Source organism: Kitasatospora sp. NPDC001660 (genome assembly GCF_053596725.1).
In genome coordinates this window covers 1-24420 of record NZ_JBSFGU010000026.1, presented here as the reverse complement: position 1 = coordinate 24420, position 24420 = coordinate 1, and the positions used below count along the sequence as shown (strand labels likewise).

The window sequence follows — 24420 nt, the reverse complement described above, 5'->3', positions numbered from 1 at the left end:
GAGTGCGCTGGGAGTAGATCTTGAATCCTGGTCCACGAAGGCGCGATGGAAACCAACGCTGCCCAACGGTCTTATCTGCGTGTTCTTCGACTCGCGCTGGTCGACGAGACAGTCGGACCTCATTCGGGACGAAGAGGCCGTGGGTTCAAATCCCGCCACCCCGACCCAGGTCAGAGGCCCTATCGGAGAGATCCGATAGGGCCTCTGGCGTTGTGTACAGCACGAAAGTACAGCAGCCGCTCCGACCCTCCCCGACCGCCGGCAACGCTCGCTGAGGAAGCGTCGGCAGGGCGGGTGGCTCTGCCAGCGCCGCCCGAGTGATTCAGGACACGGCAGGGCTACGGTGTTCAACGAGGGTGCCGGCACGCCAGATGCCGTGGTGGTTGCCGATGCGTTCGCGGGTGCCGATGACGCGGAACCCGGAGCGGGCGTGGACGGCGAGGCGGGCGGTGTTCTCGGGGAAGGTGCCGACGGCCTCGGTGGAGGGGACCGGCGAGTCCAGGAGCGCGGCGCCGAATCGGCCGCGCGCGTCGGGGTGGACGTAGACGGAGCGCTCGACGACACCTGCGTACGCGCACCGCTGCCTTGATGCCGAGGCCGACCATCAGGCCGCGGATGCGCTGCTCGATCTCGTCGCGGGGTGGGGTGGGGCGCAGTGCCAGCGGCTGCAAGGCCGAATCAGCGGGAGCACCGGACAGGCCGTCCGATGGTCCCGCACACGGTCTCGGAAGCGGGGCAGCGTGTGCCGATCAGCTCGATGAGGTTTTCCGTTATTCGGATCACTCTCCTTGGTCCCCTGAACGTCGGCAGCCCCCTGTCCCTCATCTGCCGACGAGGAGAGTGATCGTGGATCAGAACCAAACGGCCCACCGGCACCGGCGTCGGCAGCGGCAGCGGCAGCGGCGTCCGTTTGCCCTGATGGTGGCAGCGGTCGCGGCGGGAGCCGTCGTCGTCGGGATCGGTGTGGCGAGCGGCTCGCTCGAGTCCCACCCGGCGGCCGCCACCAAGGCGGCGGGAGCGGCCACCCGAGGCGCGGCCGCGCCTGGGAAGCCCGCGCACGACGATGGCAACCATGTCCCGCTGACGGTCGTTCCGAAGAGCGATCCGGCCAAGGGGCTGGTGTACAGCGGGTTGGTCATCGCGCCGGCGAACGATCCTTGCGCGGGCGAGCTCATACCGGCCAGACGCATCGCTCTCTCCTCGCAACCGGCGCCACGGCCCCGCGCCCCGACAGCGAGCCGCGATGATCTGGGATCGGCAGAACCGTGAGCTGTGAAGAACTGGGAACAAGCGATGTATACGTCACACTGGCGAAGAGTCGGCGAGACACGCCCCCACCACGGCCGAACGAGGATCACCCCTTTATCCAGGCCACTTGACGTTCCCTCACCCATCAGGGGTAGGCCCTGGAAGGATCTGCAAGGAACAGCGGGCCGTCCGGCACTGGCCGCCAGTGCAAGGCCCGGCGCCCCTGGGGTGGGGCACCGGGCCTGCGGTGGGTTCGGGGTGTGGTGCGGGTTACTGCATCCCGGGCGGGGCGACCGAGGTGATGGCGAACACGGAGTCGGCAGCGCCCGCGTAGGCGTTGTCGAGGGCGAAGACCGCGCCGGCCGGGCGGTAGATGCCGAAGGTGGTACGGCCGCGGCCCAGCCAGTCGCCGACGACCGGGAAGTCGCCCGGGGAGCCGTAGGTGGCGGTGGAGATGCTGCCGTCGTCGTGGCGCAGGGCGAACGTGTTGGTGCTGACCGGCTGGTTCCAGCGGAGGATGCCGAGCTGGGCGTGGCCGACGCCGTCCCAGTCGCCGACGACCGGGAGGTCGCCCGTGGCGCCGAAGGTCGCCGTGGTGACGCTGCCGTCGTCGTGGCGGACGGCGAAGGTGTTGGTGCTGGGCCGGTAGATGGCCAGCTGGGCGTGGCCGTTGCCGTCCCAGAGCGCGGGCACCGGGATGTCGCCCGGCGCGCCGAAGTTCACCGCGGTCACGCTCGCGTCGTCGTGGCGCAGCGCGAAGACGCCGTTGCGGTAGATGCCGAGCTGGTCGTGGCGGCCGTCCCAGGAACCGGTCACGGGGACATCGCCGCTCTGGCCGAAGTTCGCCTGGGTGACCGGGCCGCTGTTGTCGTTGGTGGTGGCCAGCGACCACGAGCCGTTGTAGAACACGCCGACGTGGGTGCTCGCGCCGCCGTCCCAACGGCCCGTCACCGGGGTGCCGCTGCGGACCCAGCCGTCGATCCGGACCTGCTGCGAGTACGTCAGCGAACGCCCGTGGTCGTCGAGGAAGGTGGCGGTGACGGTGTAGGTACCGAGGTGGGGGTAGGTGTGCGGAACGTCGGCGGTCCGGCCCTTCACGACCGTGCTGGTGCCGTCACCGAAGTCGACCGTCGTGCCGGCCAGCGGCCACGGGCTGGTCACGCCGGCGTAGAGCTCGACCTGCGTCACGCCGTTGGCGCTGTTCTGGACCGCCGAGATGGTCGGCGAGGACAGCGGGCCCACCTGGGCGACGGTGATGTCGGTGGTGGCGGTCTTGGTGCTGCCGAGCCCGTCGGTCGCGGTGAGCACGGCGTGGTAGGTGCCGGGGCCGGGGTAGGTGTGCGTCAGCGAGCCGCCGGTGTAGGGCTGGGGGCCGCTGCCGTCGCCGAGGTCGAGCGTCGCGGTGGCCCGGGACCACGGCGACCAGATGGTGCCGTAGACGGCCGCGTCCAGCGGGTGTCCGGCCGGGACCTGCGTCTGCCAGTCCGGGCGCACGCCCACCGCGAACGGGTTCTGGTACTCGATGGCGCCGCGGTCGTAGTACGTCGCCGTGCCGGTGCCGGTGTTGTCGACCAGCGGGTCGTCGACCCGCTGGTTGCCGAAGAGGTCGGTGGTCAGCTCGCCGGGCGCGTCGGCGTCGGCGGAGTCCATGGCGGCGCCGTCGCGCAGCGGGGTGAGGTCCTCGTTGGCCGAACCGGAGAGCCTGAAGCCCGGGTCGGTGGCGAGGTCGTGCGCGCCCTGGGCGGTCGCCGCGGTGAAGGCCGCGGGCGAGGCGTAGGCCGTGCCGTTCCAGGAGTAGCTGGTGCTGCTGGGGCCCGGGTGGACGACGTTGTAGTCGGCCTTGGTGCCGGTGACCGAGCCGGCGGAGACGGCGAGTTCGGTCGGGCTGCTCTGGGGGCACCTGCTGGTGCTCGGGTTGGTGGCGGTGACGATGTTGTTCTCGATCACCGCACCGCTCGACGCGCCGGCCAGCGAGATGCCGGTGCCGCAGTTCTCCGCGACGGAGTTGCTGGTCACGACGGTGCCGGGGGCGTCGGTGACGAGGATTCCGCCGCCGTTGTTGGCGGTCAGGACGTTGGTCGTGACGACGGCGCCGGAGACCTTCGGGTCGACGACGATGCCCGCGGTGCCACTGCCGCCGATCCGGTTGCGGCTGACGGTGCTCGCGGTGGTGGCACCGGTGAGGCGGATGCCCGGCGCGGACTGCTGCCCGGCGGCGACCAGCATGTTCCCGTCGATGACGATCCGGTCCGAGTCGGCGACCAGCACGGCCTCCTGGCCGGTCGCGAACACCAGGCCCTGGATGGTCACGTCGTGGACCTTGGAGAGCGAGAAGCCGTGCGCCCCGGTGCCGCCGATCTGGGCGGTGGGGAGCTTGTCGGTGTCCGGCAGGCCCTGGAAGGTGATCGGGTGCCCGGGGGTGCCCGAGTGGGTGACGGTGACCTGCTCGGCGTAGTTGCCGGTGCCCTCGGCGATCTGGACGGTCTGGCCGGGCTGGGCGGCGTCGGCGGCGGCCTGCACGGTGCAGTACGGCTGGGCCTGCGTGCCCGTCCCGGCGTCCGAGCAGTGCGCGGACGGGCCGTTGTTCACGTAGAGCGTGGTCGCGTCCGCGTTCGCGGCGCCCGCCGACAGCGTGGATCCGGCGATCGCGGAGCTCACCAGAGCTGCGGCGATGCCGATGTGACGTCTTATGGACATGTCCATCCCCCAGAACGTTCCAGGAATTTCGAGTGACGCGGAACAGCGCCGACGCGTCCCGGCCCGGGACCGCGCGGAAGTGATCATCGACCGGCGCGCAGAGCAGTATCCACCCTGCTCGTCCGCGCGTTCCATCGGGATTCCCCTCTGAGCGCGGCGGCGTGGTCCAACGGGCGTCCGACGGTGGGTCAGAGCAGGTCGGCCAGGGCGGTTCGGGAGGTAATGCCCAGTTTGGGGTAGGCCTTGTAGAGGTGGTGCCCGACGGTGCGGGGGCTCAGGAAGAGCTGGGCGGCGATGTCGCGGTTGGTGAGGCCCTGGGCGGCGAGGCGGGCGATCTGGAGTTCCTGCGGGGTGAGGGCCGCGAGTGGGGAGTCGGTGGCCGGCGCGACGGGGGCGGTGGTGCCGGTGGCGGTGAGTTCGGTGCGGGCGCGGGCGGCCCAGGGGTGGGCGGCGAGGCGTTCGAAGGTTTCGAGGGCGGCCCGCAGGTGGGGGCGGGCGTCGGTGCGGCGGCGGGCACGGCGGAGCCACTCGCCGTAGAGGAGGGCGGTGCGGGCCTGTTCGAAGGGGCGGTGGGTGCCCTCGTGCCGGGAGAGGGCGGCGCGGTAGGCGGATTCGGCGAGCTCATCGGGGCCGAGGAGGGCCTGGCAGCGCAGGCGCAGGGCCTCGGTCCAGGGGCGGCCGGCGGCGGCGCTCCAGCGGGCGAAGCGTTCGTACGGCTCGGCGGCGCGGTCGGGCGTGCCGAGGCGGACGGCGGCCTCGACGAGGTCGGGGACGGCGCGGGTGGCGCTGACGTGGTGCCGGTAGCGGCCGGTGGCGAGGGTGTGCAGGCGGTCGGCGGCGTCGCCGGCCCGGCCGTGGCCGAGGTCGTGGAGGGCGAGCGCCCAGTGGGCCCAGGGTTCGCCGGAGGCGGGGGCGGCGGTCTGCGGCCCGGTGGTGGCGAGGGCTTCGGCGGCGAGGCCGGTGCAGGTGTCGGTGGTGCCGGCGAGGGCGGCCAGATAGGCGAGCAGGGCGGTGAGTTGGCTGACCCACTGGTGCTGGCCGGTGTCGCGGGCGAGGCCGAGGGCCTCGGTCGCGGTGACCTCGGCGTCGCGGTGGCGGCCGTGGAAGAGCTCGGCCTCGGCGAGGAAGAACCCCAGGGTGGGCAGCACGCCGACGGCGCCCTTGGCGCGGGCCTCGGCGACGAGTTCGCCGGCGAGTTCGGCGGTCTCGTCGTCCCGGCCGAGGACGAGGGTGGCGCCGCACAGCTGGACGAGGTCGGCCGGGGTGTCGGCGCCGGCCGCGCGGGCGGCGTCGGCGGTGGCGCGGGCGGTGGGCAGTGGCGGCGCGGGCCGGCCGAGGGCCGGGAGGACGGCGGCCGACAGGTGGCGGGCGAGCGGGGTGAGCGGGTCGCCGTCGGCGAGCGGGAGGGCTGCGAGGCGGTCGAGGACGGCGGCCACCGGTTCCTCGCCCGCGTACCAGGCGGCGTGGAAGGCCTGGAACAGCATCCGGGCGGCGTGCGGCGGTTCGACGGCGGTGCCGGCGGCGTCGAGCAGCAGGCGGTAGGCCGTCGGGTAGGAGCCGCGCCAGAAGTGCGCGGTGGCCCGGACGTGGTCGAGCATCGCGTGCGCGAGGACGCTGTCCGTACGGGCGGCGGCCTGGTCGGCGAGCGCCTCGGCGTGCGCCAGCCTGCCCTCCTCGGTGGCGGCTTCGGCGGCGAGGACGAGGCGGCGGGTGGCGGCGTCGCGGTCGGGGGTGAGCCGGGCGGCGCGCTCGTAGGCCGCGGCGGCGCCGCCGTGGGCGCCGCGGGATTCGGCGCGGACGGCGGTGTGTTCGAGCGCGTCGGCGAGGTCGGCGTCGGGGGTGGTGGCGGCGAGGGCGAGGTGCCAGGTGCGGCGGTCGCCGTCGGGCAGGGCCGCGCCGATGGCCCGGTGGGCGGCCAGGCGCTGGAGGTGCGGCGCGCGCTGGAGGACGGCGGCACGCAGGAGCGGGTGACGGAACGTGAGCCTGCGGTCGGGGGCGATCGCCACCAGTCCCGACTCCTCGGCGGGGGCGAGGTGTTCGGCGCCGACGCCGAGCGTCTCGGCGGCGGGCAGGACGACGTCGAGTTCGCCGTTCTCCTCGACGGCCGCGACGAGGAGCAGCGTCTGGGTGTCGGCGGGCAGCCCGGTGACCTGGCCGTGGAAGGCGATGAGGAGCCGGCTGGTGAGCGGCAGACTGCCGGGGGAGGCCGTTTCCGGGCCGGTGACGGGGAGTTCGGTGAGGGCGAGCGGGTTTCCGGCCGCCTCGGCGAGCAGCCGGCGGCGGACGGGGGCGGGCAGGTCGGGGCCGGCGCGGCGGGCGAGCAGCCGGGCGGCGTCGGCCTCGGCGAGGGGCGCCAAGTGCACTTCGGGAAGGCCCAGTTGTGCGACCGGTTCGGTGCCGTCGGTGCGGGCGGCGAGCAGGAGGACGACCCCTTCGGCCTGGAGGCGGCGGGCGGCGAGCAGCAGGGCGTCCCACGAGGCGCGGTCCAGCCACTGGACGTCGTCGACGATGCACAACAGCGGCTGGTCGCAGGCGAGTTCGGCGAGCAGTCCGAGCGTGGCGAGCCCGGTGAGCAGGCGGCTGGTGGAACCGGGCGGCGCGGCGAGGCCGAACACCGCCTCCAGCGCCAGTCGTTGCGGCCCGGGCAGCGCGGACAGCCGGTCGAGGCCGGGCGCGAGCAGCAGACTCAGTCCGGCGAAGGGCAGTTCGGCCTCGTACTCGATGCCGGCCGCCCGGATCACCCGGAATTCCTCCCCGGCCTCCGCGACCGCGTGGTCCAGCAGGGCGGTCTTGCCGATCCCGGCCTCCCCGGCCAGCAGCAGCACCCCGCTGCGGCCGTCCCTCGCCCCGTCCAACAGCCCGTCCACGACGGCCTGCTCGCGTTCCCTCCCGTACAGCATGGGTCCGACCCTACCCACCCCCGGTGGACGGTGACCGGCGAACGTACGCACCCCCTTACCCATACGTGACGGATTCGCCCGCGCCGGCCCCTCCCTACCTTTGTGAGCAGCGGGAACGACCCGCCAACACCCCACCGGGACAAGGACGAAGACGATGACCGAGATCACCACCGCCGCCCTCCAGCAGCTCGCCGAGCGCTACCTCGCGGTCTGGAACGAGACCGACCCGGCCGCCCGCCGCAAGCTGATCGACGAGGTGTGGGCCGAGGACGGCCGCTACACCGACCCGCTGGCCGCGGTGACCGGCCGGGAGGCGATCGACGCGCTGATCGGCGCCGCCCAGGCGCAGTTCCCCGGACTGGAGTTCACCCTCGGCCCGGTGGACGCGCACCACGACATCGCCCGGTTCACCTGGAACCTCGGCCCGGCCGGCGCCGAGCCGATCGTGATCGGCTTCGACGTCCTGGCGGCCGGCCCGGACGGGCGGATCGCGTCGGTGTTCGGCTTCCTGGACCGCGTCCCGGGCGCCTGAGCGGCCGCGGCGGGTGCCGGTTCCGTGTCGCCCGGACTCCGAGACGGCACGGAACCCGGCGCGGGATCGACGCGGAACCGGCGCGGGACCGGCGCGGAACCGGCGCGGAACCGGCACGGGACGGACGCGGAACCGACGCGGAACGGACGGACGGTCCGAAACCCACCCGCCCGTTCCGCTTCGTCCCACCCATCGGGTTGGATGGTCGGATGAGCGAGGAGAAGAGCGCCGTCCCGGCGTGGGAGCAGCGGTTCCGGGCGGCACGGGTGTCCCTGCCGGACTGGGCCGAGGACGCCCCCGACCGGGCGCTGTACGTGTCCAACGCGACCGGCACCTACGAGGTCTACGCCTGGGACCGCGCCACCGGCACCCACCGGCAGGTCACCGACCGCCCGAACGGCACCACCGACGCCGAGCTGTCCCCCGACGGCGACTGGATCTGGTGGTTCGACGACCACGACGGCGACGAGTTCGGCGTCTGGCGCCGCCAGCCGTTCGCCGGCGGGCCCGACGAGCCGGCCGTACCCGGCCTCGAACCCTCCTACTCGGCCGGACTGGCCCTCGGCCGCGACGGCACCGTGGTCGTCGGCCGATCCACCGACGAGCACGGCACCACCCTGCACCTGCGCCGCCCCGGCGCCGACGGGGCCGTCGAGATCTACCGGCACGAGGAGTACGGCGGCGTCGGCGACCTCAGCCACGACGGCACCCTGCTCGCGATCGACCACACCGAGCACGGCGACGCGATGCACTCCGCGCTCCGGGTCGTGCGCCTGCGCCCCGAGGGGGGCGCGGTCATCGAGACCGTCGCCGAGCTCGACGAGGTGACCGGCCGGGACGAGCCGCGCGGCGTCGCCTGCCTCGGCTTCGCCCCGGTCGCGGGCGACACCCGTCTGCTCGTCGCCCACCAGCGCACCGGCCGCTGGGAGCCGATGATCTGGGACGTCGCCACCGGCGCCGAGACCGCCCTCCCGCTGCGCGACGAGCAGGGCCGCGAGCTGCCCGGCGACGTCTCCGCGCAGTGGCGCCCCGGCGCCGGGGCGCTGCTGATCGAGCACGAGTACGAGGCGCGCAGCGAGCTGTTCTCGTACTCGCTCGCCGACGGCCGGCTCACCCGCCTCGACACCCCGCGCGGCACCGTCGGCGGCGCCACCGCCCGCCCGGACGGCACCGTCGAGTACCTCTGGTCCTCCGCCGCCGAGCCGTCCGCCGTCCGCTCCACCGCCGGGACGGTCGTCCTGCGGGCGCCCGGCCCGGTGCCGCCCGGCTCGCTCCCGGTCGAGGACGTGTGGGTGGACGGGCCCGGCGGGCGCGTCCACGCCCTCGTGCAGCGGCCCGCCGGGTTCGGCGCGGGCCCGTTCCCGACCGTGTTCGAGATCCACGGCGGCCCGACGCACCACGACAGCGACTCCTTCGCCGCCGGCCCCGCGGCCTGGCTCGACCACGGCTTCGCGGTGGTCCGGGTCAACTACCGCGGCTCCACCGGCTACGGCCAGGCCTGGACGGACGCCCTGCGCGAGCGCGTCGGCCTGATCGAGTTGGAGGACATCGCCGCGGTCCGCGAGTGGGCGGTCGCGAGCGGCCTCGCCGACCCGGAGCGGCTGGTGCTCACCGGCGGCAGCTGGGGCGGGTACCTGACCCTGCTCGGCGTCGGCGTGCAGCCGGAGCTCTGGACGCTCGGCGTCGCCGCCGTGCCCGTCGCGGACTACCACACCGCGTACGCCGACGAGATGGAGGCGCTCAAGTCGCTCGACCGCACGCTCTTCGGCGGTACCCCGGAAGAGGTCCCGGAGCGCTTCACCGCGTCCTCGCCGCTCACGTACGTCGAGCAGGTGCGGGTGCCGGTCTACATCAGCGCCGGGGTCAACGACCCGCGCTGCCCGATCCGGCAGATCGAGAACTACGTCGAGCGGCTGGAGCGGCTCGGCAGGCCGCACGAGGTCTACCGGTACGACGCCGGGCACGGGTCGCTGGTCGTGGAGGAGCGGATCAAGCAGCTGCGGCTGGAGATCGGCTTCGTCCGGCGCCACCTGGGCGGGGGGTCGGTGTGAGACGTCGGCTGACGCTGGCGGGGGTGGGGGTGGCCGGGGCGCTCGTGCTCACCGGCTGCCACGGCGGGCTCCGCGACGAGGCGGACTGCCCGCCTCCGGCGGGGCCGGCCGGCCCTTCGGCCACCGCGACGGCCCCGGCCGTGGCGACGGCTTCGGCCGGAGCGGCGGCCACGGCGACGGCTTCGGCCGTGGCGACCCCGGCGAGCGCGCACTTCGGGGCCGCGGTGATGCCGGCGGCCTACCTGGCGAAGTCGGGTGGCAGGTCGAGGGGCTCCGGCGGGGGCGGGTCCAAGGGCTCCGGCGGGGGCGGGTCCAAGGGGTCCGGCAGCGGCTCGAAGGGGTCCCGGGGCGCGAGCGGCGGACGGTCGGTGCACCACCACATCGACCATTACGAGTCGGCCGACGGGTACGGCGCCCGCAGCCGGTGCCACAACGGCCCGACGCCGGGACCGTCCGGCACGTCGACCTTCGCTCCGTGGGGCCCCCCGTCCGGGGCGCCCTCCCCCACGGCTCCGGCGGCTCCGGTGACCGCGGCAGCTCCGACGGCGCCGTCGCGGCCGGCCGTGCCGCCCGCAGCGCCGGGGAAACCGACGCGCTGACGGCCCTGCCGAGTCGGTGCCGTCAGTCGAGGACCGGGTCCAGTCCGAGGGCCCGGTCCTGCTCGGCCTCGCCCTCGCGGCGGACCAGGCGGTACCACATGAAGACCACGAAGCCCGCGAAGACGAACCACTCCAGGGTGTAGCCCAGGTTCTGGAACGCGCGGAGCGTGAGCCCGTCGCCGCCCTGCGGCTGGACCGTCGGCACCTCGGTCAGCCCGGCCGGGGCGGTGTCGGCGGCGACCCAGCCGTCGTACCAGCCGTCGTACGACAGCACGTTGAGCAGCGCCGCCCGGTTGATCGTGCCGAGCTGGCCGGCCGGCAGACCGCCCGCCACGGCGCCGTCGCTGCCGGTGGTCTCCCCGGCCTGGAGCCGGCCGACGACGGTCACCTCCCCACCGGGCGGGGGCACCGCCGCGGACGACCCGTCGGTGGGCGTGCCGGGGGCCCAGCCGCGCACGACGGCGACGGCGTGGCCGTCGGCGGTGCGCAGCGGCGTGAGCACGTAGTAGCCCTGCTTGCCGTCCACCGTGCGGTTGGGGACGAGGAGTTGGTGCGCGGTGTCGTAGCTGCCGGTCACCGTGACGGGCTTGCCGACGGTGTCCGTGGTGACCTGCGGGCCGGCCGGGGTGAGCAGGGCGTCGATCGGCCTGGTCTCACTCGTGGCGGTGACCGCCTTGCCGGCCTCCTTGTGCGAGGAGACCCGGTCCTCGAACCGGCCGAGCTGCCAGGAGCCCAGCCAGAGGCACACCGCGATGGCCACCAGGGCCAGCACGGTGCCGCTGAGCCAGCGCGGAGTGAGGAGGAACCGGTACACACCCCCACGGTAGCCACTCTTCACACGCCCTCCGACCACAGGGTGGCCGACACCACGCCCAGGCCCGTCGCCCGGGCCCCGCCTACCCGGCCGACGGCGTCCCCGACGGCTGCGACGCCGGCGCGCCCGTCGTCTGCAGGCCGCCCCGGTACACCGTCCCCGCGCACGCCCCCGGCAGGACGGCCGTGGCGGCCGACGGGCTGCCCGGGGCCGGGGTGTGCGCGATGGTGGCGGAGGGCGGGTTGGGGGTGGTCGGGTTGGGGGTCGGAGTGCCCGTCGGGGTGGGCGCGGTGGTCGGGCCCGCGGTGGGCGACGTGCTGGGCTGCGGGTTCGACGAGGGCGCCGCCGACGCGCCGGACGCGGGGGCGCCGGACGCGGCGGGGGCCTGGGTGGTCAGCGAGACCTGGCTGGCGCCGGTTCCGCCGGTCGGCGCCGCCGTGGCGATGCCCTGGCCCGCCGCGGGGCAGACCGGGTCGGGGATCCAGGCGAACGGCACCCGGTAGCCGCCCTGCGGGGCGAGGACGCGCGGGTCCGTGTCGGCGAGGGGCAGCCCGGTGGCCGGGTCGCCCGCGGTGTGGTCGGTGACCCGGATCCGGCTGCGGTCCGTCCCGGTGACCGCCGTCACGAAGACCGCGCCCGGCCCGCCGAGCCGGCAGGTGCGCCCGGAGACGTTGGTCACGGCGAACCACCCGTAGATCCGCCCCTCGGCGTCGGCCGGCCCGACCTGGGCCGTGCCCTGGCCGAGGTCGCCGCGGGTGCAGAGCGGGACGATCGGGCCGTCCCCGCTGCTGGCGGCCGTGGCGGGCGCGGTCGTCCCGTCGTCGGCGTGGACGCTGCTCGCGCCGGCGCTGGGCGCGGTGCTCGCGGTGCCGGACGGCTGTCCGGCGGCGCCGGGGACCGGGCCGGGGTGCGGGGAGGCCCCGAACGGGCCGGAGCCGTCGGCCGTCGCCCCGGCGGGAACGCTCGCGGAGGGGCCTTCGGCGTGCGGCGAGCCGGGACCGCCGGAGAGGCCGAGGTGGTCGGCGGTGTGCAGGGCGGGCAGCCCGATGGCGACGGCGGCGGCCAGCGCGACGGCCCCGGTCAGGGCGCCGCGGCGGGCGGCCCGGCGACGCGGTACGGCGGTGCGGATGCGGGGCAGGCCACCCGGGGCGGGCTGGATGCCGGCGACCGCACGGTGCATCAGGTCACGGACGATCAGTTCGTCGGTCGTGAGATCCGACGCGGGATCCGACGTGAGACCGGAGGCCGCCACGATGAGGTCGGGACCGGCCGCGGCTTCCTCCGCGCCGACCGGTTCCCGCTCGCCCGCGCCGTCGGCCTTGCCAACGCCGTCACCCATGGCCGGCCTCCATCTGAGTGCGCAGGGCGGCGAGTCCGCGCGAGCCGTACGCCTTCACGGAGCCGAGCGAGATGCCCAGGGCCTCGGCGACCTGCGCCTCCGTCATGTCCACGAAGTAGCGCAGCACCAGAACCTCCCGCTGACGGCGTTGCAGGCCACGGAGCGCGGCTTTCAACTGGTCACGCTCCAGCGCATCGTAGGCGCCTTCTTCTGCACTGGCCATGTCAGGCATCGGTTTCGGCAGCAGCCGCAGGCCGAGGATCCGGCGGCGCAGCGTGGAGCGGGACAGGTTGACGACCGTCTGCCGCAGGTAGGCCAGGGTCTTCTCGGGTTCGCGCACCCGGCGCCGGGCGGCGTGCACCCGGATGAACGCCTCCTGGACGACGTCCTCGCAGGTCGAGAGGTCGTCGAGGAGCAGCGCGGCGAGCCGCAGCAGGGAGCGGTAGTGGGCCTGGTAGGTCTCGGTGAGCAGATCCTCGCTGGTACCCGCGTCGGTACCGGCGCCGGAGTCCGCCGCACCGGGTGCGACCGCGGTCATCTGGCTTTCTTCCGGCCTACTCGCAGGCCACTGGGCGCGCGGCGGGAAGGTCACCGCGGCAGCCGCCGAGATGCCCGCCCCTGCCCCCACCATCACGTTCGCCACGCCCGTTGGACACTCGATCCCCTGTCATGGTTGCCCAGCCCGGGGGACATTCTTCCGTATCGGCGGAAGTGGCCTCCAGGGAATTCGAGAGGGTTTCCGGACGGATTGTGGGGAGGACGAGCCCATATCGGACAGGCCGGCCCCACATCGGGCGCACCGGAGGAGCCGATCCGGCATCAGGCGGACCTGCGCCGGAGCGAGGCCCGACCCCGGCGGGCTAGGCCGGCCGCAGTTCGCCCGCGACGAGTTCGGCGATCTGGAGCAGGTTGAGCGCCGCACCCTTGCGCAGGTTGTCGCCGCACAGGAAGAGGTCCAGCGCGGCCGGCTGGTCGAGTGCGCGGCGCACCCGTCCGACCCACACGGGGTCCGTTCCGACCACGTCGTTCGGCGTCGGGAACTCCCCCGCCCCCGGCTCGTCGTAGAGGACGACGCCGGGCGCGCCGCTGAGGATCTCCTGCGCGTGCTCCTGCGTCACCTCGCGCTCGAACAGCGCGTGGACGGCGAGCGCGTGGGTGCGGACGACCGGGATGCGGACGCAGGTCGCGGAGACCCGCAGGGCGGGCAGGTTGAGGATCTTGCGCGACTCGTCGCGGATCCCGACCTCCTCGGAGGACCAGCCGCCGTCCGTCAACGTGCCCGTCCAGGGCACCGCGTTGAGCGCGAGCGGGGCGGCGAACGGCCCGTGGTCGGCGATCGCCGCGCGCAGGTCGCCGGTCTGCCGGCCGATCTCCTGCCGCCCCACCTCGGTGCCGCCGACGAGCGCGGTCTGCTCGCGCAGGGCCGCCTCGCCGCGCCGGCCCTCGCCGGAGGCGGCCTGGTAGGAGGCGACGACGAGTTCGACGAGCCCGTACTCGGCGTGCAGCGCGCCGATGGCCGCGATCATCGCGAGGGTGGTGCTGGCGGGGCTGGCGACGATGCCGCGCGGACGGATCCGCAGCGCGGCGGCGTTCACCTCGGGGACGACCAGCGGGACGTCGTCGGCGGTGCGGAACGCGGCGGAGTCGTCGACCACGACGACGCCCTTGGCGGTGGCGATCGGCGCCCAGCGGGCGGAGACCTCGTCGGGCACGGCGAACACCGCCACGTCGATCCCGTCGAAGGCCTCCTCCGTCAGCGGGACGACCTCGACGGACTCCCCGCGCACGACCGGCTTGCGGCCGGCCGAGCGCGGGGAGGCGACGAGTCGGACCTCGCCCCAGACGTCCTGGCGCAGCGAGAGCAGGCCGAGCAGCACCTCGCCGACCGCGCCGGTGGCGCCGACGACGGCGAGGTTCGGCCGCCGGGTCATCGCCCGGTGCCTCCGTAGACGACGGCCTCGTCCGTCTCGCTGTCCAGCCCGAAGGCGCTGTGCACGGCGCGGACGGCCTCCGGCACGTCCTCGGCGCGGGTCACGACCGAGATGCGGATCTCCGAGGTGGAGATCAGCTCGATGTTGACGCCGGCGGCGGACAGCGCCTCGAAGAAGGTCGCGGTGACACCCGGGTTGGAGCGCATACCGGCGCCGACCAGGGAGATCTTGCCGATCGCGTCGTCGTAGCGCAGCGACTCGTAGCCGATGCCCTCCTTGACCCGGCCGAGCGCGTCGATGGCCTTCTGGCCCTCGGTCTTGGGCAGGGTGAAGGAGATGTCGGTCAGCCCGGTCGACGCGGCGGAGACGTTCTGCACCACCATGTCGATGTTGACCTCGGCGTCCGCGATGGCGCGGAAGATGCGCGCGGCCTCGCCCGGCTTGTCGGGCACGCCGACGACCGTGACCTTGGCCTCCGAGGTGTCGTGGGCGACTCCGGAGATGATGGCCTGCTCCATCTCGCCCCCTTCGGGCTGGTTCGGGTTGTCGTTGCTGACGATCGTCCCGGGAAGTCCCGAGAAGGACGAGCGTACGTGAATCGGGATGTTGTAGCGCCGGGCGTACTCCACGCAACGGTCGAGCAGCACCTTGGAGCCGGACGAGGCCAGCTCCAGCATGTCCTCGTACGCGATCCAGTCGATCTTGCGGGCCTTCTTCACGACGCGCGGGTCGGCGGTGAACACGCCGTCCACGTCGGTGTAGATCTCGCAGACCTCGGCCTTGAGGGCGGCGGCGAGCGCGACCGCGGTGGTGTCCGAACCGCCCCGGCCCAGCGTGGTGATGTCCTTGCTGGTCTGCGAGACACCCTGGAAGCCGGCCACGATCGCGATGTTGCCCTCGTCGAGGGCGGTGCGGATGCGGCCCGGCGTCACGTCGATGATGCGCGCCTTGTTGTGGACGGAGTCCGTGATGACACCGGCCTGGCTGCCCGTGAAGGACTGGGCCTCGTGCCCCAGGGATTTGATCGCCATGGCCAGCAGCGCCATGGAGATGCGCTCTCCAGCGGTCAGCAGCATGTCGAACTCGCGGCCGGCGGGGAGAGGTGACACCTGCTCCGCGAGTTCGATGAGCTCGTCCGTCGTGTCGCCCATCGCGGACACCACGACGACGACCTCATGGCCGGCCTTCTTGGCGTCAACGATTCGACGGGCCACGCGCTTGATGCCCTCGGCATCCGCAACGGATGAGCCGCCGTACTTCTGCACGACAAGGCCCACGTGCGCTCCTCGACTTGTGTCGTTTTCCGGGGGCGGATGGGCCCCCGGACCCCCGGGGGAGGGGGATCTGCGGTCCGCGCCAGTCTACCGAGCAGGGGTGCCGCGACCGGCGCCGCCATCCATATGATGAGACGTCCGTTTCAGTACGTGGTCGGCGGGCGGGCGGGGCACCGGCAGGTCTGCGGGGCATCCGGCACGGTTCCGAAGAATCGACGGACGGGCGGACGGCGCCACGGCCGGATTTCCTTCCGGGGCCGGTCGGTGAGGCCTTCGTCACAATCCGTCCCGGGGGGCCGGGCCCACGGCCCGACCGCTCGGGGCCTGGTCCACCGTGCCCCGCTCTACCGTCCGCCCAGCTCGGCCGCCATCAGGTCGCCGGCCTGCTGCTCCAGCTGCTCGTCGGTGAGCCCGTCGTCGTCCGTGTCGGCGCCGTCCGGCACCGCGCCGATCGGGCTGTCCAGCCGGACGTGCGCGATCAGCGACTGCAGCGCCCGCAGCACCGCCGAGCAGGTCGTGCCCCAGTTGGAGAGGTACGAGAACTGCCACCACCACAGCGCCTCGCTGACCCGGCCCTCGCGGTAGTGCGTCAGCCCGTGCTGGAGCTCGCTGACCACGCCGGCCAGGTCGTCCGAGATCCGGAACGCGTTCGGCTTCTCCGGCGGACCGTACGGGTCGAAGACCTCGTGGTAGACGTCGATCGGCGCGAGCAGCACGGCCAGCCGCTCGCGCAGTTGCTCGCCGTCCGGCTCCGGACCGGCGTCGGGCTCGAAGCGGTCGTCCGGGAGGACGTCCTCGATCGCGCCGAGCCGGCCGCCGGCCAGCAGCAGCTGCGAGACCTCCAGGAGGAGCAGGGAGACGGCACTGCCCGGCTCGTCGCCCTTGGCGACCTCGGTGACGGCGAGCACGAAACTCTCCACCGAGTCCGCGATCTGCACGGCGAAATCGTCCGGCTCCGAGCCGTGCGCGTGGGTGTGCGGGGTGTGGCTCTGCGGGTCCCCGTACGGCTGTGCGTGTGCTCGGCCGTGTGCCTCACCGTGGGACGGCTGGTGGGGGGTGTGGGGCTGCTGGTTGATCGTCCGGTCAGACATCGAGCAGTCGTCTCCCTTCGAAGGCGCGGCCGAGGGTGACCTCGTCCGCGTACTCCAGATCCCCGCCGACGGGCAGACCGCTCGCCAGACGGGTCACCTTCAGGCCCATCGGCTTGCACAGCCGGGCCAGATAGGTGGCGGTCGCCTCCCCCTCCAGGTTGGGGTCGGTGGCCAGGATCAGCTCGGTGACCGTGCCGTCCGCGAGGCGCGACAGGAGCTCGCGGATCCGCAGGTCGTCCGGGCCGACGCCCTCGATGGGGCTGATCGCGCCGCCCAGCACGTGGTAGCGGCCGCGGAACTCGCGGGTGCGCTCGATGGCGACGACGTCCTTGGGCTCCTCCACCACGCAGATGACGCCGAGGTCGCGGCGCGGGTCCAGGCAGACCCGGCACTGCTCGGCCTCCGCGACGTTGCCGCAGACCACGCAGAAGCGGACCTTGTCCTTGACCTCCAGCAGCGCGTGCGCGAGGCGGCGGACGTCCACCGGGTCGGCCTGCAGGACGTGGAAGGCGATCCGCTGCGCGCTCTTGGGCCCGACGCCGGGCAGCCTGCCCAGTTCGTCGATCAGGTCCTGAACCACGCCCTCGTACAACGTCGCGCCTTCCCTCGGATGGTCGGTGGTGCTCCGGCCGGTGCTCCGGTCGGTGGTGCTCCGGTGCCATCATCCAACGAATCGGGCGCCGGACACACCGCCCGACGCCCGACTCCCACACAAATCACACGGGCCCACCAGCCGAACTCCAGACCTGATCGCCCGGCTTCAGACCTGATCGCCCGCCCTCGAACCCGATCGCCCGGACCGGACCGGCCCCTCGACCGGCACCGACTAGAACGGCAGACCGGGGATGCCGCCGCCGCCCAGGCCCTGGGTCAGCGGGCCCATGCGCTCGGCCTGCATCTTCTGCGCGGCCTGGTTCGCGTCCCGGACCGCCGCCAGGACCAGGTCGGCCAGGGTCTCGGTGTCCTCCGGGTCGACGGCGGCGGGGGCGATGGTCAGCGCCACCAGCTCGCCGGCGCCGGTCACCGTGGCCTCGACCAGGCCGCCGCCGGCCGTACCGTTCACCTTCGCCTCGGCCAGCTCCTGCTGCGCCTTGGCGAGGTCCTGCTGCATCTTCTGCGCCTGCTTCAGCAGCTGCTGCATGTTGGGCTGGCCACCACCGGGGAACACGGCTCACTCCTTGCTGTCGTGCCTGTGCACGGGCTCGTGCGCGGGTCGTACGTCGTCATCGCCGAGCCTACGTGCTGCTCAGTTGCCGCGGTGGTGGATCTCCTCCAGGACCGTCGCGCCCAGTTCGCGGATGATCAGCTCCTGGCCGGAGAACGCCTCCTCGTTGAGGTCGGGGTCGTCCTCCTCCGGGATGTCGTCCTCCGGGGCCACGTGCGGCGCCGGGGGCGCGGCGGCGGGCGGCGGGCTCTGGACGGGCGCCGCCTGGACGGGTGCGGGGGCCGGGGCCTGGGGCTGCGGCCGAACGGGTGCCGGCGCCGGAGCGGAGGCCTGTACCTGGGGCGCGGCGGCGGCCGGACGCGCCGGGGCGCCCCAGCCGCTGGTGGTGGCGGCCGCGCCGGGGGCTCCGCCGCCGATGCCTCCGCCGGCTCCGCCGGACGGATCGACGATGCACTCGATCCGCCAGTCCACGCCCAGCGCGTCGCCGAGCGCCTGGCGCAGCACGTCGTCGCTGTTGCTGCTGACGAAGCTGTCGCGGGCGCCCGCGTTGACGAACGACACCTGGAGCACGCTGCCGTCGAAGCCGGCCACCTGGCCGTTCTGGCTGAGCAGGATCCAGGTGAAACGGCGGCGGTTCTTCACCGCCTCCAGGATCTGCGGCCACAGCTGCCGGACCTGCGCGGCGCCCTGCTGGGCGGCACCGGACGGCTGGCCGCCGGCGGGAGCCGGGGCCGCGGGCGCGGGGGCCGGAGCCGCAGGGGCCGGAGCGGGCGGGGCCGCCTGCGGCTGGGGCTGGGGCGGGGCCGCCACGGGTGCGTCCGGAACCGGTGCGGGGGCCGCGGGGGCGCCACCAGCCGGCGGGAAGCTGCGCGGGATCGGCCACGCGCCCGGCGCGGGCCCGGCGGGCGCCGGGGGCGCCACAGGGGCGGAAGCGGGGGCGGGGGCTGCCTGGACGGGCGCGGGGACGGGCGCCGGGGCGGGAACGTCCACCGGCGGCGCGGCCATCGGCGGTACCGCCATCGCGGACGCGGCCACACCGGGTGCGACCATCGGTGCGGCGAAGCCGCCGGCCGCCGCCCGCCGCTCCAGCTTGTCCAGCCGCGCCTGCAGCGACAACTCGTCGCTGTACGCGCCCGGCAGCATCACCCGGGCGCAGATCAGCTCCAGCTGCAGCCGGGGCGCAGCGTTGCCGCGCATTTCGGTCAGCCCGGTGTTGACGATGTCCGCGGCCCGGCTGAGCTCGGCCGCCCCGAAGGCGTCCGCCTGGGCCTGCATGACGGCGACCCGGTCGGCCGGGGCGTCGATCAGCCCCTTCTCCCCCGCCTCCGGCACTGTGGCGAGGATCACGAGGTCACGCAGGCGCTCCAGCAGGTCCGTGACGAACCGGCGCGGGTCGTGCCCGCCCTCGACCACCCGGTCGATCACCTGGAACACCGTCGCACCGTCCTGCGCGGCGAAGGCGTCCACCACCTCGTCCAGCAGCGCCGAGTCCGTGTACCCGAGCAGCGCGGTCGCCATCTGGTACGTCACGCCGCCCTCGGCGGCGCCGGCCAGCAGCTGGTCCATCACCGACATCGAGTCACGCACGGACCCGGCGCCGGCCCGGACCACGAGCGGGAACACCGTGTCCTCGACCTGGATGCCCTCCCGGCCGCAGACCTCGGCCAGGTAGTCGCGCAGCGTGCCGGGCGGGACCAGCCGGAACGGGTAGTGGTGCGTCCGGGACCGGATCGTCCCGATGACCTTCTCCGGCTCGGTGGTCGCGAAGATGAACTTGAGGTGCTCCGGCGGCTCCTCCACCACCTTGAGCAGCGCGTTGAACCCGGCCGAGGTCACCATGTGCGCCTCGTCCAGGATGAAGATCTTGTACCGGCTGTGCACCGGCGCGAAGAACGCCCGCTCGCGCAGCTCGCGCGCGTCGTCCACGCCACCGTGCGACGCCGCGTCGATCTCGATCACGTCGATCGACCCGGGCCCGCCGGTGGCCAGGTCGCGGCAGGACTGGCACTCACCGCACGGCGTCGGCGTCGGGCCCTGCTCACAGTTCAGGCAGCGGGCCAGGATGCGCGCGCTCGTCGTCTTCCCGCAGCCGCGCGGGCCGCTGAACAGGTACGCGTGGTTGACCCTGTTGTTGCGCAGGGCCTGCTGGAGCGGAGCGGTCACGTGCTCCTGCCCGATGACCTCCGCGAAGGTCTCGGGGCGGTAGCGGCGGTACAGGGCTAGAGACACACCACCGACGATATCGGGACGGACCGACAAACGCGGCACCCCTCGTCCCTCGTCCCACCCCGCGAACCCCCATGCCCCGGGTACGCAAAGACCCCTCGTGCACCCGCCAGAGCCCTCCTACCCTTGCTGCCTTCCGGCCCTGGGGGGGTTCAGAGAGATGACGCCACACGAGGGGCTGTTCCCAACAGTACCGGATCCGGGCCCCGACGATCCACAGGCCACCCCCGCCTCCCCACCTACGGGATAGCTGGTCGCGACCACCCCAAAACATGTACTAAGCTCTCCCACGGAGGATTCGCCTAGAGGCCTAGGGCGCACGCTTGGAAAGCGTGTTGGGGGCAACCCCTCACGAGTTCGAATCTCGTATCCTCCGCCTTTGCCTGGCAAGGCAGTTGAAGGCCCCGACCGGGTTCCCGGTCGGGGCCTTCTTCGTGTCGTGGTCTCAGTTCCGGTCTCAGTTCGTCGGCACGGGGTGAGCAACTGCTCCGGACCACCCCAGCGGCACCGGAGTCCCGGAGAACCCGACCGCTGCCACGCACATGATCCCCGCTTGAACGGGTAGCCGCGTGGTTCCAGGAGCTGCAACGGGAAGCAGGCGAACCGCCGTGGAGAGTCACCTCGACCCAGCAGCAGTCCACCACCACTGCCATCTGGATTTCACCGCCGGAAGTAGAGCGTCCCCCGTCAGCGAAGGGCGGGCGTTCACCCGTCAAACCCTGTCCGGTTGGCATCTCGCCCCGTCCGTTCTCGGCGACGACGTCCAGCTCATCGTCTCGGAACTGCTCACCAACGCCGCCAGGTACACGGCGGGCCCACTCGCACTGGATCTGGACCAGAACGGCCCGTGCCTGCGCATCACCGTCACCGACCCCCGCTCCGGTACCGCGCTGCCCGATCCCGGCGCACACCAGCCGACCCGGGTCGGCGGCCACGGCCTGTTCATCGTCGACCGCCTCGCCCTCTGCTGGGGCGCCCTCCCGAACGACGGCGGCAAGGCCGTATGGGCCGAACTCCTCGTCCCTTCCGAACAACCACCGTCATCGCCTTGAAGCCCCGCGCCGTGACACGGATCCGCGGGCGAAAACTCGACCCCGCGTTCCACGGTGTGGCCCATCAGCGGATTCTCAAGTTCGGCATTGCAAAAGCGGAATCCGGGTTCACACTTGGGGTATGTCGGATGAGCGAGAGCCGCGAACGAGCTGGACGTTCCTGACGCAGCACGCGCGTGTGCTGTTGATGATCTCGCGGGACGCGGACATCCGCTTGCGGGACCTGGCCGCGATGTGCGGTATGACCGAACGGGCCGCGCGGGCGATCGTCACGGACCTGGAGAAGGCCGGATACCTGACCCACACCCGACACGGACGCCGCAACCGCTACCAGGTAGTTCGCGGCACGTACTTCCGTCATCCCGCCGAAGGCCACCACGAGATCGCCGGACTGCTGGCCCTGTTCGCCGACCTCGCCCCCGACCTCGGCCGCCAGCCAGCGACCGCCACCGGTGATCATCATGATGAGCATCCGTGAACCCGCGCCGTCCCGCCTCCCGCACCCCTCCGCACCTTGTGCGCATCCCGGCCGCCAGGCCACCGCCCCCTCCCGTTGAGGAGGCGAGTCCAGTGCCCAACACCATCGGATCCACCCGGCACGAGTGCCCCGACCCCCTGCGCGTTGTCACTCCGCACCTGCGGATCACCACCACGAAGCTCCCCGGGACGGCCGTGATCGTCCGCCTCGACGGCGAAGCGGACCAGGAAGAGCGCCGCAAGCTGGACAACGCCCTCTCCCGCGCTCTCCAGGACCGCCCACCCCGGCTGGTCATCGACCTGGCCGGCCAGACCTTCTGCTACTCCGTGTGCCTCAACGCCCTCCTCGCCGCCCGTCTGGACGCGAGGGCCGCAGGGGTGGAAATGGTACTGGCCGCCCCGCCGGCCCAGACCATGCGATTGCTGGAGATCACCGGCACCGACGAGCTCTTCACCGTCCGGAGCAGTGTGCGCGCCGCCCTGGCGGGCATCAGGGAGATCGGGTGAGGAGCTCCAGATGGACACTCCGTCTCGCTACGCGGTGACCCTTCCGGGTGTACCCGGCAGGCACAGTCCGCTCGAGGTCGTCGTCGTTCATGCCACGGACGAGGTGACCGCGGACGGGGCCCCGGTCTACGCGGACAAGGCCGGCACCTTCCGCGTAGAGATCATCGGGGAGACGGCCCGATCGCTCGCCGAGCCGACCGGACAGGGACGGCACACCTGCCTGCACGCCACCCCGCTGCCCTGACCTCGCCGCAGTTTCGCTCCGGGCGTGGCCCGACCTGCCACCATGCTCGATTCCTGACCGGCGCAAACAGCCCGGACTTTTGAACGCGGGTACTCAGCCTCAGGCAGCTTTGCCAGCGAGGAGGCTGGTGACACGGTCAGCCATGAGGACACCGAGGATGAAGCCGTCCTCGTCGACGACGGGCCAGACCGCCAGGTGCTTGATCTGCATCGCGATCGCGGCCAGGGCCAGGGCCAGGGTCGGCCAGGCGAACGGGCCGCGCTGGTGCGAGGTGGCACTGATCGTGGTCCGCTCGGTGTACCAGGAGCGGGCCAGGAACGGGTGGATCCCGGTACGGGTGACCAGCCCCTCGCACCGGCCGTCGTGGTCGCGGACGAGCAGGTACTCGATGTCGGCGCCGCGGAAGATGTCATTGGCCTGCTCGACGGTGTTCTCGTCGGCTATCTGGTAGTCGCAGGGGTCCATGGCGTCGGCGACCGTGAGGCCGTGGCCGGGCCGTGCCGACTGCGGGGAGTGGGTGGTCACGGTGTTCACCGTTCCCGTCCCCGGCTGTCCGCTGGGGGCTGCCGGGCTGTCCTTCACCCAGAACGAAGCCGGAACGGGTACCGGAATGCGACATGCCCTGGATGTCTACGGCCCTACTCCCGTGGCGGGCGGCCCGGAGGAGACCGTTGCGGAGTAGCGTGGGAGACAACCGAGGACATTCCGCACACCGGCATCAGCGCCGACGTCGCCCTGGGTCGTAATGGGTCCCTCGTGGACCGGACGGGCGGCTTCGCATGATGCCGATTCCTTTCCCCATTTTTTCCTCTCCCGGGTCGTGGTCGGTGCCCGGTACCCCGCTGCTGCCGCGGCTGGAACTGGAGCCGACGATGTCGCGGGAGGGCGTCTTCGACGGCGCCTGGTGGCCGCGCTCGAACCACGTCCTCGCCGAACTGCCGGACCTGATCACCGCGCTCGGCGCCCACTTCGGGCGCATCGTCCGGGTCGGCCTCGACACCACGGCCTGGGATGGCGTGCCCCGGTCCGTCGCGGCGAACGGCCTGACAATCAGGATCAACTGGTTCGCCGGCAGCGATGCGACGATCAGCGTCACCCGGGGCTTCCAGGACCACTTCCTGCTGCTGGTGGTACCGCCCGGCACCGACCCGGTGACGGCCGCCTCGGCGATGGCCGGCGCCTCGGCGACCGGGAACCACACCCCGGCGGCAGAACTCCTGCTCGGCTGAGCGGTCCGGCACCGCCGCGTACCGAACGCCGGCCGAAGTCTTCTCTGCCGGGCTGCACGGCGCTCCCGCCGTGCAGCCCGGCGTCATGGCCGCTCGTCCAGGCGGGCGGCCGCACCGGCGTCGACCGAGATGGAAGTCCGGGGGCGCGCGACATTCGAGAGCGGCCTGGGGCCATCGGCATCGCCCCCTTCCCAGAGGCGGATTCTTATCACCCGGGGGCCGGGAGCAGGCCGGGAGAGCGTGCGCACGAACACCTCCCGCAGGTGGTTGGCCGCCCGCTGGGGCGGCCCGTCGTACTCCAGCGGATTCTGCATGGGATTGCCGTCCTGCCGGGACCAGTGGCCTTCGTCGTCCTGCGTCTCCAGAACCCATCGGTAGTGCCGCATCCTGGCCTCCCGTGCCGACGATCCCGCCCCCGGACACGACGGTATGGGCGGGACGGAGCAACCGCGACCGGTGGACTCCGCCCGGCTACCGCTGAGCAGCCGGGCAACCGCCGCCGACGGCCTGCGGTTCGCCCGGAACGGATCGCCGTCAGTACTCGGAGCCGCTTCGCAGGTAGGTGCCCACGACCTGGAGCCACGCCCCGGCGCTGAAGCACGCCTCGATCCGGTGCGGCGTGTCCTCGAAGACCCGCAGGACGCGCAGCGCGCCACTCGGATGCAGGTCGTACTCGAAGGTGGCCCCATCGGAGACGTCCTCGTACTGCAGGTCCAGCGGCCCCTTCGACGGCTCCGCCGGCGCCCCGGCGTCGACCGAGAGTTTCACGTAGTAGACGGACATCTCCGCGTCCCGCCTTTCCTGTCTGCCCGAGGAGCCCGGCCCACGAGGCCGCCCCTCAGGACGCTTCGGCCGGTGGCTCGGGACCGATGCCGGTGGCGATGAGGATCTGCCGTGCCGAGTCGGTTCCGCCGGCCTCGACCGCGCGGGCCATCGCGGCCAGGGCCGCCTCCTGGCTCGCCTGCGGGGGGACGACGAGCAGGCTGAAGTGATCGCGGTCGCCCCGCGTGATGATCACGGTGTCGTCGCCGACCGGGTACCGGT

The 24420-nt window shown here is 73.2% G+C and carries 23 protein-coding genes, 1 tRNA gene, 1 other RNA gene and 1 pseudogene; 9 read left to right on the top strand and 17 right to left on the bottom strand.

Translation table 11 applies throughout. From position 1 onward, the window contains the following. Positions 1 to 322: 322 nt before the first annotated feature. Positions 323 to 601 (bottom strand): annotated as a pseudogene (locus ACWCXH_RS25250) (N-acetyltransferase family protein); the annotation flags it as partial. A gap of 245 nt (positions 602 to 846) precedes the next feature. On the opposite strand from ACWCXH_RS25250, the gene ACWCXH_RS25245 reads away from it, so the two are divergent. Further along, positions 847 to 1269, top strand: a complete 423-nt coding sequence (locus tag ACWCXH_RS25245; protein WP_449803753.1) for a hypothetical protein — start codon at positions 847 to 849, stop codon at positions 1267 to 1269. Between the two features lie 249 nt (positions 1270 to 1518). Here the strand turns inward: ACWCXH_RS25245 and ACWCXH_RS25240 are convergent, their stop codons facing one another. After that, positions 1519 to 3945: a PKD domain-containing protein gene (locus ACWCXH_RS25240; RefSeq protein WP_449803752.1), complete on the bottom strand. Its 2427-nt coding sequence runs from the start codon at positions 3943 to 3945 to the stop codon at positions 1519 to 1521. 188 nt (positions 3946 to 4133) lie between these two features. After that, a complete protein-coding gene (locus tag ACWCXH_RS25235) occupies positions 4134 to 6845 on the bottom strand; it encodes an ATP-binding protein (protein ID WP_449803751.1) in 2712 nt (903 codons plus the stop codon). A gap of 154 nt (positions 6846 to 6999) precedes the next feature. Between ACWCXH_RS25235 and ACWCXH_RS25230 the strand changes: the two genes are divergently transcribed. Next, positions 7000 to 7377 (top strand): nuclear transport factor 2 family protein, encoded by a 378-nt coding sequence (locus ACWCXH_RS25230; RefSeq protein WP_449803750.1) that lies wholly within the window; start codon positions 7000 to 7002, stop codon positions 7375 to 7377. A gap of 209 nt (positions 7378 to 7586) precedes the next feature. Further along, positions 7587 to 9428, top strand: coding sequence for a S9 family peptidase (locus tag ACWCXH_RS25225; RefSeq protein ID WP_449803749.1), 1842 nt, complete (start codon positions 7587 to 7589; stop codon positions 9426 to 9428). A 621-nt stretch (positions 9429 to 10049) separates the two neighbouring features. Here the strand turns inward: ACWCXH_RS25225 and ACWCXH_RS25220 are convergent. The 10 genes from ACWCXH_RS25220 to ffs form a co-directional block, all read right to left on the bottom strand. Next, positions 10050 to 10841, bottom strand: a complete 792-nt coding sequence (locus ACWCXH_RS25220; RefSeq protein ID WP_449803748.1) for an SURF1 family protein — start codon at positions 10839 to 10841, stop codon at positions 10050 to 10052. Positions 10842 to 10923: 82 nt separating this feature from the next. Further along, positions 10924 to 12180, bottom strand: coding sequence for a hypothetical protein (locus tag ACWCXH_RS25215; RefSeq protein ID WP_449803747.1), 1257 nt, complete (start codon positions 12178 to 12180; stop codon positions 10924 to 10926). After that, the gene (locus ACWCXH_RS25210) at positions 12173 to 12718 is read right to left on the bottom strand and encodes a SigE family RNA polymerase sigma factor (RefSeq protein ID WP_449803746.1); all 546 of its coding nucleotides are present in this window, start codon (positions 12716 to 12718) and stop codon (positions 12173 to 12175) included. The genes ACWCXH_RS25215 and ACWCXH_RS25210 overlap by 8 nt, the downstream gene beginning before the upstream one ends. A 322-nt stretch (positions 12719 to 13040) precedes the next feature. Next, on the bottom strand, positions 13041 to 14111 hold the full coding sequence (locus ACWCXH_RS25205; RefSeq protein WP_449803745.1) for an aspartate-semialdehyde dehydrogenase: 1071 nt from the start codon (positions 14109 to 14111) through the stop codon (positions 13041 to 13043). Further along, positions 14108 to 15388, bottom strand: a complete 1281-nt coding sequence (locus ACWCXH_RS25200; RefSeq protein WP_449803744.1) for an aspartate kinase — start codon at positions 15386 to 15388, stop codon at positions 14108 to 14110. The genes ACWCXH_RS25205 and ACWCXH_RS25200 overlap by 4 nt, the downstream gene beginning before the upstream one ends. A 341-nt stretch (positions 15389 to 15729) precedes the next feature. Further along, the gene (locus tag ACWCXH_RS25195) at positions 15730 to 16476 is read right to left on the bottom strand and encodes a DUF5063 domain-containing protein (protein ID WP_449803743.1); all 747 of its coding nucleotides are present in this window, start codon (positions 16474 to 16476) and stop codon (positions 15730 to 15732) included. Continuing rightward, positions 16469 to 17068: a recombination mediator RecR gene (gene recR / locus ACWCXH_RS25190; RefSeq protein WP_449803742.1), complete on the bottom strand. Its 600-nt coding sequence runs from the start codon at positions 17066 to 17068 to the stop codon at positions 16469 to 16471. Before recR ends, ACWCXH_RS25195 begins: the two co-directional genes overlap by 8 nt. Before the next feature lie 234 nt (positions 17069 to 17302). Further along, positions 17303 to 17644 (bottom strand): YbaB/EbfC family nucleoid-associated protein, encoded by a 342-nt coding sequence (locus ACWCXH_RS25185; RefSeq protein WP_449803741.1) that lies wholly within the window; start codon positions 17642 to 17644, stop codon positions 17303 to 17305. A 78-nt stretch (positions 17645 to 17722) separates the two neighbouring features. Continuing rightward, positions 17723 to 19870, bottom strand: a complete 2148-nt coding sequence (locus ACWCXH_RS25180) for a DNA polymerase III subunit gamma and tau (RefSeq protein WP_449803740.1) — start codon at positions 19868 to 19870, stop codon at positions 17723 to 17725. A gap of 83 nt (positions 19871 to 19953) precedes the next feature. Beyond that, positions 19954 to 20050: signal recognition particle sRNA small type (gene ffs / locus ACWCXH_RS25175), an RNA gene on the bottom strand. A 108-nt stretch (positions 20051 to 20158) separates the two neighbouring features. Here ffs and ACWCXH_RS25170 point away from each other — a divergent pair. From ACWCXH_RS25170 to ACWCXH_RS25150, 5 genes are all read left to right on the top strand, one after another. Next, positions 20159 to 20243 (top strand) — tRNA-Ser (locus tag ACWCXH_RS25170). A 232-nt stretch (positions 20244 to 20475) separates the two neighbouring features. After that, positions 20476 to 20919: an ATP-binding protein gene (locus tag ACWCXH_RS25165; protein ID WP_449803739.1), complete on the top strand. Its 444-nt coding sequence runs from the start codon at positions 20476 to 20478 to the stop codon at positions 20917 to 20919. A gap of 121 nt (positions 20920 to 21040) precedes the next feature. Beyond that, the gene (locus ACWCXH_RS25160) at positions 21041 to 21397 is read left to right on the top strand and encodes a winged helix-turn-helix domain-containing protein (protein ID WP_449803738.1); all 357 of its coding nucleotides are present in this window, start codon (positions 21041 to 21043) and stop codon (positions 21395 to 21397) included. Between the two features lie 92 nt (positions 21398 to 21489). Beyond that, entirely contained in the window at positions 21490 to 21903 is a 414-nt protein-coding gene (locus tag ACWCXH_RS25155; protein ID WP_449786975.1) for an STAS domain-containing protein, read from the top strand. A gap of 10 nt (positions 21904 to 21913) precedes the next feature. After that, positions 21914 to 22147, top strand: coding sequence for a DUF6296 family protein (locus tag ACWCXH_RS25150; protein ID WP_449803737.1), 234 nt, complete (start codon positions 21914 to 21916; stop codon positions 22145 to 22147). A 99-nt stretch (positions 22148 to 22246) separates the two neighbouring features. Here ACWCXH_RS25150 and ACWCXH_RS25145 read toward each other — a convergent pair whose 3' ends face one another. Next, positions 22247 to 22672 carry a CBS domain-containing protein gene (locus tag ACWCXH_RS25145; protein WP_449803736.1) on the bottom strand — a complete coding sequence of 142 codons (426 nt, stop codon included), beginning with the start codon at positions 22670 to 22672 and terminating at the stop codon, positions 22247 to 22249. A 302-nt stretch (positions 22673 to 22974) separates the two neighbouring features. Here ACWCXH_RS25145 and ACWCXH_RS25140 point away from each other — a divergent pair, with 302 nt between their 5' ends. Further along, positions 22975 to 23376, top strand: coding sequence for a DUF5994 family protein (locus tag ACWCXH_RS25140; protein ID WP_449786974.1), 402 nt, complete (start codon positions 22975 to 22977; stop codon positions 23374 to 23376). A gap of 83 nt (positions 23377 to 23459) precedes the next feature. Here the strand turns inward: ACWCXH_RS25140 and ACWCXH_RS25135 are convergent, their stop codons facing one another. The 3 genes from ACWCXH_RS25135 to ACWCXH_RS25125 form a co-directional block, all read right to left on the bottom strand. Next, entirely contained in the window at positions 23460 to 23762 is a 303-nt protein-coding gene (locus tag ACWCXH_RS25135; protein WP_449803735.1) for a hypothetical protein, read from the bottom strand. A 148-nt stretch (positions 23763 to 23910) separates the two neighbouring features. Next, positions 23911 to 24159, bottom strand: a complete 249-nt coding sequence (locus ACWCXH_RS25130; RefSeq protein ID WP_449803734.1) for a hypothetical protein — start codon at positions 24157 to 24159, stop codon at positions 23911 to 23913. 55 nt (positions 24160 to 24214) lie between these two features. Then, positions 24215 to 24420: DUF5994 family protein (locus ACWCXH_RS25125; RefSeq protein ID WP_449803733.1), on the bottom strand; the 206-nt coding region annotated here is incomplete at its 5' end.

Bases quoted from the DNA above. Each gene is read 5' to 3' on its own strand.
- ACWCXH_RS25240 (WP_449803752.1), bottom strand. From the start codon at position 3,945: ATGTCCATAAGACGTCACATCGGCATCGCCGCAGCTCTGGTGAGCTCC.
- ACWCXH_RS25235 (WP_449803751.1), bottom strand. From the start codon at position 6,845: ATGCTGTACGGGAGGGAACGCGAGCAGGCCGTCGTGGACGGGCTGTTG.
- ACWCXH_RS25230 (WP_449803750.1), top strand. From the start codon at position 7,000: ATGACCGAGATCACCACCGCCGCCCTCCAGCAGCTCGCCGAGCGCTAC.
- ACWCXH_RS25225 (WP_449803749.1), top strand. From the start codon at position 7,587: ATGAGCGAGGAGAAGAGCGCCGTCCCGGCGTGGGAGCAGCGGTTCCGG.
- ACWCXH_RS25215 (WP_449803747.1), bottom strand. From the start codon at position 12,180: ATGGGTGACGGCGTTGGCAAGGCCGACGGCGCGGGCGAGCGGGAACCG.
- ACWCXH_RS25210 (WP_449803746.1), bottom strand. From the start codon at position 12,718: ATGACCGCGGTCGCACCCGGTGCGGCGGACTCCGGCGCCGGTACCGAC.
- ACWCXH_RS25205 (WP_449803745.1), bottom strand. From the start codon at position 14,111: ATGACCCGGCGGCCGAACCTCGCCGTCGTCGGCGCCACCGGCGCGGTC.
- ACWCXH_RS25195 (WP_449803743.1), bottom strand. From the start codon at position 16,476: ATGTCTGACCGGACGATCAACCAGCAGCCCCACACCCCCCACCAGCCG.
- ACWCXH_RS25160 (WP_449803738.1), top strand. From the start codon at position 21,041: ATGTCGGATGAGCGAGAGCCGCGAACGAGCTGGACGTTCCTGACGCAG.
- ACWCXH_RS25150 (WP_449803737.1), top strand. From the start codon at position 21,914: ATGGACACTCCGTCTCGCTACGCGGTGACCCTTCCGGGTGTACCCGGC.
- ACWCXH_RS25135 (WP_449803735.1), bottom strand. From the start codon at position 23,762: ATGCGGCACTACCGATGGGTTCTGGAGACGCAGGACGACGAAGGCCAC.
- ACWCXH_RS25130 (WP_449803734.1), bottom strand. From the start codon at position 24,159: ATGTCCGTCTACTACGTGAAACTCTCGGTCGACGCCGGGGCGCCGGCG.